At 72.0% G+C, this 9376-nt stretch carries 11 protein-coding genes; all 11 read right to left on the reverse strand.

The annotated features are described in order from the left end of the window. Positions 1 to 87: 87 nt before the first annotated feature. Positions 88 to 1020 (reverse strand): amidohydrolase family protein, encoded by a 933-nt coding sequence (locus MOJ79_RS18360; protein ID WP_241925458.1) that lies wholly within the window; start codon positions 1018 to 1020, stop codon positions 88 to 90. Between the two features lie 4 nt (positions 1021 to 1024). Further along, positions 1025 to 1951: an NAD(P)-dependent oxidoreductase gene (locus MOJ79_RS18365; RefSeq protein ID WP_241925459.1), complete on the reverse strand. Its 927-nt coding sequence runs from the start codon at positions 1949 to 1951 to the stop codon at positions 1025 to 1027. A gap of 128 nt (positions 1952 to 2079) precedes the next feature. Next, on the reverse strand, positions 2080 to 2763 hold the full coding sequence (gene ligK, locus MOJ79_RS18370) for a 4-carboxy-4-hydroxy-2-oxoadipate aldolase/oxaloacetate decarboxylase (RefSeq protein ID WP_241925460.1): 684 nt from the start codon (positions 2761 to 2763) through the stop codon (positions 2080 to 2082). A 17-nt stretch (positions 2764 to 2780) separates the two neighbouring features. Beyond that, complete coding sequence (locus MOJ79_RS18375) at positions 2781 to 3806, reverse strand: amidohydrolase family protein (protein ID WP_241925461.1); 1026 nt, start codon at positions 3804 to 3806, stop codon at positions 2781 to 2783. A gap of 22 nt (positions 3807 to 3828) precedes the next feature. Further along, a complete protein-coding gene (locus MOJ79_RS18380; protein ID WP_241925462.1) occupies positions 3829 to 4518 on the reverse strand; it encodes a substrate-binding domain-containing protein in 690 nt (229 codons plus the stop codon). A 152-nt stretch (positions 4519 to 4670) separates the two neighbouring features. Next, positions 4671 to 5102, reverse strand: coding sequence for a nuclear transport factor 2 family protein (locus tag MOJ79_RS18385; RefSeq protein WP_241925463.1), 432 nt, complete (start codon positions 5100 to 5102; stop codon positions 4671 to 4673). Positions 5103 to 5129: 27 nt separating this feature from the next. Beyond that, positions 5130 to 5855: an alpha/beta fold hydrolase gene (locus MOJ79_RS18390; protein ID WP_241925464.1), complete on the reverse strand. Its 726-nt coding sequence runs from the start codon at positions 5853 to 5855 to the stop codon at positions 5130 to 5132. Between the two features lie 4 nt (positions 5856 to 5859). Beyond that, complete coding sequence (locus MOJ79_RS18395; RefSeq protein WP_119288463.1) at positions 5860 to 6597, reverse strand: ABC transporter ATP-binding protein; 738 nt, start codon at positions 6595 to 6597, stop codon at positions 5860 to 5862. Continuing rightward, complete coding sequence (locus MOJ79_RS18400) at positions 6594 to 7370, reverse strand: ABC transporter ATP-binding protein (RefSeq protein WP_241925465.1); 777 nt, start codon at positions 7368 to 7370, stop codon at positions 6594 to 6596. Before MOJ79_RS18400 ends, MOJ79_RS18395 begins: the two co-directional genes overlap by 4 nt. Further along, positions 7367 to 8332, reverse strand: a complete 966-nt coding sequence (locus MOJ79_RS18405) for a branched-chain amino acid ABC transporter permease (RefSeq protein WP_241925466.1) — start codon at positions 8330 to 8332, stop codon at positions 7367 to 7369. Before MOJ79_RS18405 ends, MOJ79_RS18400 begins: the two co-directional genes overlap by 4 nt. Beyond that, positions 8329 to 9195, reverse strand: a complete 867-nt coding sequence (locus MOJ79_RS18410) for a branched-chain amino acid ABC transporter permease (protein ID WP_241925467.1) — start codon at positions 9193 to 9195, stop codon at positions 8329 to 8331. The genes MOJ79_RS18405 and MOJ79_RS18410 overlap by 4 nt, the downstream gene beginning before the upstream one ends. Positions 9196 to 9376: the final 181 nt, after the last annotated feature.

The following is a 9376-nucleotide window of genomic DNA, read 5'->3' on the forward strand; positions in this document are numbered from 1 at the left end:
CTGTCTTGGTGCGTCGGATCGCTCATGCCCAACAGCAAGCCAGAGACATGCCAGCACGAGGGCAGCGGACGAAAAACTCTCACGCTCTCAGACCTCCTCGGGCCAGTACAGGCGCATCGGGTTGTCGACCAGCAGCTTGCGCTGCAGCTCGGGCGTCGGCGCGATGTGCGGGATGAAGTCGACCAGCAGCCCGTCGTCGGGCATGTGGTCCTTCAGGTTCGGGTGCGGCCAGTCGGTGCCCCACAGCACGCGGTCGGGGAAGGTCTCGACGATGCGGCGCGCGAACGGCACGACGTCGCGGTAGGGGGCGCGCTCGCCATGCAGCGCCGGTGGGCCGCTCTTGGACAGGCGTTCGGGGCAGCTGACCTTGCTCCAGACGTTCGGGTGCTCGCGCATGAACTTCAGGAACAGCGCGAACTCGGGACCGTCCACCGGCTTGGACACGTCGGGCCGGCCCATGTGGTCGACGACGACGGTGGTCGGCAGTGCGGTGAAGAAGTCCCACAGCTCCGGCAGGTCGGGCGCCTCGAAGTAGACGACGACGTGCCAGCCGAGCCGGGCGATGCGCGCGGCGATTTCCATCAGCTCGTCCTTGGGCGTGAAGTCGACGAGCCGCTTGACGAAGTTGAAGCGCACGCCGCGCACGCCGGCCGCGTGCAGCCGCTGCAGCTCGTCGTCGGTCACGCTGCGCCGCACGGTGGCCACGCCGCGCGCCCTGCCGTTCGATGCGAGGCAGGCGTCGACGAGCGCGCGGTTGTCGGCGCCGTGGCACGTGGCCTGCACGATCACGTTGCGCGCGAAGCCGAGGTGGTCGCGCAGCGCGAACAGCTGCTCCTTGCTGGCATCGCACGGCGTGTACTTGCGCTCGGGCGCGTACGGGAACACGGCGCCGGGGCCGAACACGTGGCAGTGCGCGTCGACCGCGCCGGCCGGCAGCCTGAACTGCGGCTGGCTCGGGCCGTCGAACCAGTCGAGCCAGCCGGGGGTCTTCTCGAACGGGCCCGTCGTGGGCTTGCTCATCGTCTCAGTCCTTGGGCTTCAGGTGGGCGAGGATGCGGTCGGCTTCGGTGCGCCAGTCGGCGCTGCGCGCAAAGCCCGGTGTGCCGCGCACACCGAACCAGCCGGCGTCGGCCGCATCGGCGACCCAAGCCTGGCGCTCGGCGGTGCCGGCCGCCGACCACGGCTCGAGCCCGGCCTCGCGTACCGTCTGCGCGACTTCACGCATCTCCTCGGCACGGCGGCGCCCGTGCTCGATGACGCGCTGGAAGAAGTACGCCGCCTGCTTCTCCCAGTCGATGCCGGGGAAGGTCTCGTGCAGCGACGCGATCACGGCGTCCTCGACGCCGTAGTGGCGCGCCGTCGTGAAGCTCTCGATGACCATCGCCTCGAGGCCCTTGATCATCACGCTGCGGCACATCTTCGACGCCGACGCGACGCCGAGCCGGTCGCTGCCGGCCTTGCAGCCGGCGAAGCCCAGCGCCGCGAGCGCCGGCGCGAGCGCGGCCGCGTGCGGGCCGCCGAGGATCGTCGGCACCTTGATGCGGTACGGGGGCACCGACGTCATCACGGCGCCCTCGACGTAGCGGCCGCCGGCGGCGTCGACGGTGCGTGCAGCGTCGATCTTGGCGCCGGGCGAGGCCGAGTTGAGGTCGAGCACGAAGGTGCCGGCACGCAGCGCCGGGGCGATGGCGCGGGCCACGGTGACGGCCTGACTCGCGGTGACGGCCGAGATCACGAGGTCACTGCCCGCGGCCAGCGCCGCATGCGACGCCGCGAGCACGACGCCGTGTTCGGCCGCGTGGCCGCGCATCGCGTGGCCGCGCGCGTCGTCGAGCTTGACGTCGTACGCGGCGACGGCGACGCCCTGCGCACGCAGGTCCTCGGCGACGATGCGGCCGACCTCGCCGTAGCCGACGAGGCCGACGCGCCAGCGTTTCGAATCTGCATCCATCATTCGGGAGAGCCCCTGTCGCCGGTTCCGGACACCCTCAAGCGGCCGCTGCGGATCCGGCTGGGCCGTTCCGCTGGCGGCGCTCCCTCCAGGGGGAGGCGCCGCAGGCGCTTCGGGAGTGGACCATCTCAGTCGATGTACTTCAGGCCGGCCTTCTCGAGCGCCGGGCGCATGTTGTACATGTCCAGCCCGAGCACGCCCGCGGCCAGCTTCTCGCGCTTGTCGGCCTCGCTGGCCTCGCGCTTGGCCGCGGCTTCCGCGGTCTGCGCGGCGAGCGCGGCCGGCACGACGACGACGCCGTCGTCGTCGGCGAGCACGACGTCGCCCGGGTTGACGAGCGCGCCGGCGCACACGACCGGCACGTTGACCGAGCCGAGCGTGGCCTTGATCGTGCCCTTGGCGCTGATCGCCTTGCTCCACACCGGGAACTGCATCGCGGTCAGGTCCTTGACGTCGCGCACGCCAGCGTCGATCACGAGGCCCTTGGCACCCTGGGCGCGGAACGACGTCGCGAGCAGGTCGCCGAAGAAGCCGTCGGTGCACTCGGCGGTGACGGCGGCGACCACCACGTCGCCCGGGCGGATCTGCTCGGCGACGACGTGCATCATCCAGTTGTCGCCCGGGTGCAGCAGCACCGTGACGGCGGTGCCGCACAGGTGCGCGCCGCCGTAGATCGGGCGCATGTAGGGCTGCATCAGGCCGACGCGGCCCATGGCCTCGTGGACGGTGGCCACGCCGAAGCGCGACAGCGCCTCGACGGCGGCCGGGTCGGCGCGCGTGATGTGACGCTTGACGATGCCGAGCTGGTACATGGTGGTGGTCCTCGTGGTCAGAGGCCGCGCGCCTTCAGCGCGGCGTCGAGCCGCGGGTAGACGCGGCGCGCGTTGCCCTCGTAGATCTTGTGGCGCGCCTCGGGGTCGATATCGGCGGCCTCGATGTAGCGCTTGGTGTCGTCGAAGTGGTGGCCCGTCTCGGGGTCGATGCCGCGCACCGCGCCGATCATCTCGCTGGCGAACAGGATGTTGTCGATCGGGATCACGCGCGTCAGCAGGTCGATGCCAGGCTGGTGGTAGACGCAGGTGTCGAAGAACACATTGTTCAGCAGGTGCTCCGCGAGCAGCGGCTTCTTCAGCTCCTGCGCGAGGCCGCGGTAGCGCCCCCAGTGATACGGCGCGGCGCCGCCGCCGTGCGGGATCACGAAGCGCAGCGTCGGGAAGTCCTTGAACAGGTCGCCCTGGATCAGCTGCATCACCGCCGTCGTGTCGGCGTTGATGTAGTGCGCGCCGGTGGTGTGGAAGCACGCGTTGCACGACGTGCTGACGTGGATCATCGCCGGGATGTCGTACTCGACCATCTTCTCGTAGATCGGGTACCAGTGGCGGTCGGTCAGCGGCGGGCTGGTCCAGTGCCCGCCCGACGGGTCGGGGTTCAGGTTGATCGCGACGAAGCCGTACTCCTTGACGCACTTCTCGAGCTCGGGGATGCAGGTGGCCGGGTCGACGCCGGGCGACTGCGGCAGCATCGCGCAGCCGATGAAGTGGTCGGGAAACAGCGTCGCGACGCGGTGGACCAGCTCGTTGCAGATCGCGGCCCACGTCGAGCTGACCGCGAAGTCGCCGATGTGGTGCGCCATGAAACTCGCGCGCGGGCTGAAGATCGTCAGGTCGCTGCCGCGCTCGCGCATCTTCGCGAGCTGGTTCGTCTCGATCGACTCGCGGATCTCGTCGTCGGAGATCCGCAGGTCGGCGGCCTTCGGCATCACGGCCGGGTCCTTGATGCCGGCGATCTGCTGGTTGCGCCAGGTCTCGAGCGCCTTGGGCGCCGTCGTGTAGTGGCCGTGGCAGTCGATGATCATCGGGGGCTCCGTGGGAAAGGGGTCACGCCGGTTGCATGCCGTGGCGGCGCTTCGCGTCGGCAGCTGCGGGCGAGCGCATGAAGTCGAGCAGCGCGCGCACCGCGTCGGGCTGCTTCGACGCGGTGCACACGGCGCCGGTGAAGACGGTGACGATCTCCGTGCCCGGCGGCATCGTGCCCAGCACCTGGATGCCGTCGAGGTTCATCAGCTCGCTGTACTGCTGGAAGCCGAGCTCGACGTCGCCGCGCGCGACCAGCGTGCCCACCGGCACGCCGGGCGGCGCCTGCACGACGCGCGCGCGCAGCGCGTCGGCCACGCCCCAGCGCTCGAACAGCTGCAGCAGCGCGGTACCGCTCGGGCCCGTCGAATAGCCGATCGAGCGCGCGGCGAGCACGGCGCGCCTGAGCGCCTCCTCGCTGCCGACGTCGGGCGCCGTGGCACCCGCGCGCGCCGCGATCGCGACCGCCGAGCGCACGAGCGGCGTCACGCTGCCGGGCACGATGGCGCCGGCGGCTTCGAGCTTCGCGATCGCGTCGGACGCGAGCACGACGACGTCGAACGGCTCGCCGGCCGCCACTCGCTTGGCCGCATCGACGCCGCCGACGGACTCGATCTCGACGGCGACGCCGGTGCGCGCACGGTACGCGGCGGCCAGTTCGGCCAGCACCTGGCGGGTGGCCATCGACGAGATGCCGGTGATCGCGGGGGTCATCAGCGGACGGGGGTCAAGGGACGGGTCGGCACGGCGCGGGGCTGCCACGGCAGGAGCGAGCGATTGTGGGACGGCCGACTATTGCCGTCGAGGCATGGCTGCAGATACCTGCTATGTCGCCGTGGCATGGGCCGATGCCGCTGCGTGCCGCCTCAGCGGCGGAACAGCGCGAAGCTCGCATCGCGGCGGCGGATGCGCCAGCCGGCGGCGGTGCGCACCAGCTCGTCGGCGAACTCGCCGACCATCTGCGTCGCGTCGGCCGGCCGGCCCTGCGGCGTCGGCGCGTCGTCGGCGTGGCCGCCCCAGACGACGACGTAGCAGCGCGAGCGCGCCGTGTTCGCGTCGAGCAGCTCGACCGCATGGCTGCCGATCACGTGCCGCGTCAGCCGCGCCGGGTCGCGCTGGCGGTAGGCGGCGAGGATCGCGGCGCGGCCGTGCAGCGCGTCGCCGTTGGGGCGCACGAGCACGGCGTCGTCGGTGAACAGCGCGGCGAAGGCGTCGAAGTCGCGCGCGTCGACCGCGTGCGCGCTGGCGACGACGACGTCGCGGCAGGCCTGCGCGGCCGCCAGTTGCTCTGCGTCCATGGGCGATCTCCTTGCGGCGGGAGGGCGTCAGCGCGCGGGCGCGGCGAGCCACTCGAGCATCACGTCGGCCACCGCACCGGGGCGCTCCATCGTGCTCATGTGGCCGGCGTCGTCGACGACGCGCAGCATCGCGACGCCGGCCGGCAGCAGCGCGGCGATCTCCTCGTGCTGCGACACGGGCGCCCAGCCGTCGGCGCGGCCGCACATCACGAGCGTGGGCACGCGCACGCGGCGCAGCACGTCGGTCGCGTCGGGGCGCTCGAGCAGCGCGCGGATCTGGCGCGCGAAGGTGTCGGCGCTCTTGCGCTCGAACATCGCGACGATGCGCTCGATCAGCGCGGCGTCGGTCAGCCGCGCCGGGTGCACCATGTCCTGCACCCAGCGCTGCGCCATCGCGCGCACGCCCTGCGTGCGCGCGACGTCGAGCAGCGCCTGGCGCTTGCGCGCCTCCTCGTCGCCGGCGGCACCGCCGGCGCGGGCGCGGTAGCCGGTGTCGAGCAGCGCCAGCCGTTCGACGCGATCGGGGGCCAGGCGCATCACCTCGAGCGCGACGCGACCGCCCATCGAGTGGCCGGCCAGCGCGAAGCGCGGCGGCGCGGCGTCGAGCAGGCGGCGCGCCATCAGCGCGAGGTCGTCGGCGTCGCCGTGGTCGACGATGTGGCACGTGGCCACCGCCGACAGCGACGGCAGCAGCGGCTCCCACACCGCCGCGTCGCACATCAGGCCGGGCACGAGGACGAGGTCGGCGGCCATCGCGTCAGTGCTCCTTGGCGCCGGCCACGCCGAGCAGGCGGTGCAGCCGCTCGGTGTCGGCGGCCAGCGCGTCGGCGCGGTCGGCGTGCACGACGCGGCCCTGGTCGAGCACGACGGCGTGGTCGCTGATCGCGAGGATGGCCTGCGGGTGCTGCTCGACGATGATCGCCGACACGCCTTCGTCGCGCGTGATGCGACGGATCGCGCGCAGCAATTCCTCGACGATGATCGGCGCCAGCCCCTCGAGCGGCTCGTCGAGCAGCAGCAGCCGCGGGTTGAGCACCAGCGCCCGGCCCACGGCGAGCATCTGCTGCTCGCCGCCCGACAGCTGCGTGCCCAGGTTGCCGCGGCGCTCGGCCAGCCGCGGGAACATCTCGTAGACGCGCTCGGGCGTCCACGGGCGCGCCGCGCGGCCGTGCGTCGCGGGGCGCGCGACGGCGGTGAGGTTCTCGTGCACCGTCAGCGACTTGAAGATGTTGCGCTCCTGCGGCACCCAGCCGAGCCCGGCTGCAGCACGCGCGTGCGACGGCAGGCGCTGCACCTCGCGCCCGCCGAGCACGATGCGCCCGCCGTGGTGCGTCGTCACGCCGACCAGCGTGTTGATCAGCGTCGTCTTGCCGGTGCCGTTGCGCCCGAGCAGCGCCAGCGTGTGGCCCTCGGGCAGCGCGACGTCGACGCCGTCGAGCACGACGGCCTCGCCGTAGCCGGCGCGCAGCCCTTCGACGCGCAGCAGTTCGCTCATGCCTGCGCTCCGTGGCCGAGGTAGACCTCGCGCACCCGCGGGTCGGCGGCGATCGCGTCGGGCGTGCCCTCGGTCAGCACGCCGCCGTTGACGAGTACCGTGATGCGCTCGGCGAAGCCGAACACGAGGTCCATGTCGTGCTCGATCAGCAGCACCGAGACGTCGCGCGGCAGGTTCGCCACCGTGTGCAGCAGCTCCTCGCGCTCGCCCGGCGGCACGCCCGCGACCGGCTCGTCGAGCAGCAGCACGCGCGGCTCGCAGGCCAGTGCGATCGCGATCTCGAGCAGCCGGCGCTTGCCGTAGGCCAGGTGCTCGGTGCGCTGGTCGGCGCTGTCGGCGAGGTGGAACTGCGCGATCAGCTGCTCGGCGCGCTGCATCACCTCGGCGTCGCGGTCGAGCGGGCGCCACCAGCGCCCGCCGCGTCCGCGGCGCTGCGCGACGACGAGCGCCAGCGTCTCGCGCGGCGTCATCGACGCGAACAGCTGGTTGATCTGGAACGTGCGCACCAGCCCGCGGCCGACGCGCTCGTGCGGCGCCAGCGTCGTGATGTCGGTGCCCTCGAGCTCGATGCGACCCTCGGTGGGCGGCAGCACGCCGGTCAGCAGGTTGATCAGCGTCGTCTTGCCGGCGCCGTTGGGGCCGATCAGCGCGTGGCGCGCGCCCGCCTCGACGGCCAGCGTCACGTGGTCGGTGGCCGTGATGCCGCCGAAGCGCTTGACCAGCCCGTCGCAGCGCAGCACGGTGCGGCGGTCCGTGGCCAAGGTCGCACTCATCGCGTCGCCCCCTTGCGCGACCACCACGTCCACGGCTTGAGCAGGCGGTCGCGGCCCACCAGCATCAGCACGACGAGGAACAGCCCGATCCAGAACGTCCAGTACTGCGGCGTGATGTCGGCGATCACGTCGTGCAGCAGCTTGAACACGATCGCGCCGGCGATGCCGCCGTACAGCCAGCCGACGCCGCCGATGACCAGCATCAGCAGCACGTCGGCCGAGCGCTCGATGCCGAACACTTCGAGCGACGCGAAGCCGGTGGTCTGCGCGAGCAGGCTGCCGGCCGCGCCGGCCATGCCGGCGGCCACGGTGTAGACGACGACGAGCCGCTGCGTGACCGGGATGCCGATGGCCATCGCGCGCAGCCGGTTGTCGCGCACGGCCTTCAGCGTCGCGCCGAACGGCGAGTGCACGAGCTGCCGCGCGAATACGAAGAGCGCGAACAGCACCGCCAGCGAATACCACGCCGCGGTCTGGCCGTAAAGGTCGAATTCGAAGCGACCGAGCACCGGCCCCATCACGACGCCTTGCAGGCCGTCGGCGCCGCCGGTCAGCCCATCGAGCCGGTTGGCGAGTTCCCACAGGATCAGCGACGTGCCCAGCGTGACCATCAGCCGCGTCAGGTCGTTGCCGCGGATGATCGTCGCCGCGCACAGCAGCCCCAGCAGCAGCGCCGCGCCGGTGCCCACCGCCAGCCCGAGCAGCGGGTCGGGCGACAGGTGCTTCGCGAACAGCGCCGCGCTGTAGGCGCCGAAGCCGAAGAACGCCGCGTGGCCGAGCGAGACGATGCCGGCGTAGCCGAGCACGAGGTCGAGCGAGATCGCGAACAGCGCGACGATCGCGATCTCGCTGACGATGAGCGAATGGCTGGGCACCAGCGCCGGCAGTGCGAACGCCACCAGCCAGACGACGGGTTCCCACGCGCGCCAGCGCGCGCTCGACGGACGCAGCGGCGTCGTCATCGCGCGGCTCCGCGCGTGAACAGGCCCTGCGGGCGCCAGACCAGGATCGCGATCATCAGCGAGTAGACGACGAAGGCGCCGAGCTTCGGGATGTAGTACTTGCCGGCGACGTCGGCGATGCCCAGCAGCAGCGCGGCGCCGAACTGCGCGGCGATCGACGACGTGCCGCCGACGGCGACGACGATCAGGAAATAGACCATGAACTTCAGCGGGAACGTCGGCTCGAGCCCGAGCACCTCGGCACCGAGCGCGCCGCCGATGCCGGCCAGCCCCGAGCCGACCGCGAACGTGATCGCGAAGATCTGGTTCACGTTGATGCCCAGCCCGCCGGCCACGCGCGCGTCGTCGACGCTGGCGCGCAGCCGGCTGCCGAATCGTGTGCGCGTCAGCGCGAGCTGCAGCGCCACCGTCAGCAGCGCGCACACCGCGATGATGAACAGGCGGTAGTGGCCCATGCCGAGCGCGCCGTCGAACAACTCGGTGCGCCCGCGCAGCCAGTCGGGCAGCTGCACGATCTGCTGCTGCGCGCCCATGAAGTAGTCGGTCGCCGCGACCGCCATGAAGACGAGCCCGATCGTGAACAGCACCTGGTCGAGGTGCGGGCGGCCGTACATCGGCCGGTACAGCGTGCGCTCGAGCACCGCGCCGACGACGGCCGGCACGACAAACGCGAGGCCCAGCGCGGCGACGAAGGGCACGTCGTGGCTGCGCATCGCGACGACGGTCACGTAGCCGCCGAGCATCGCGAACGCGCCGTGCGCGAGGTTGATGAAGTTCATCAACCCCATCGTCACCGACAGGCCGATCGCGAGGATGAACAGCAGCATCCCGTAGGCGATGCCGTCGAACAGGATCGTCAACATGGATCAGGCGCCGCCGGCGGGGCGGCGGCACGCGGCAGGGTGGACATCGGCGCGCCGTCCGCGCGCACGCGGGGACGGCCGGACGCCGGACTCAGAGGCTGAGAGGCAATTGATCGCCGCAGACGCCCGTCGAGTTGGCCTCAAAGCCAGAGGAACGAACGTCACGCGGCGCTGCTGCGCG

Origin of the sequence: Calidifontimicrobium sp. SYSU G02091 (genome assembly GCF_022631395.1) — a bacterium.
Classification (GTDB): domain Bacteria; phylum Pseudomonadota; class Gammaproteobacteria; order Burkholderiales; family Burkholderiaceae_C; genus Calidifontimicrobium; species Calidifontimicrobium sediminis.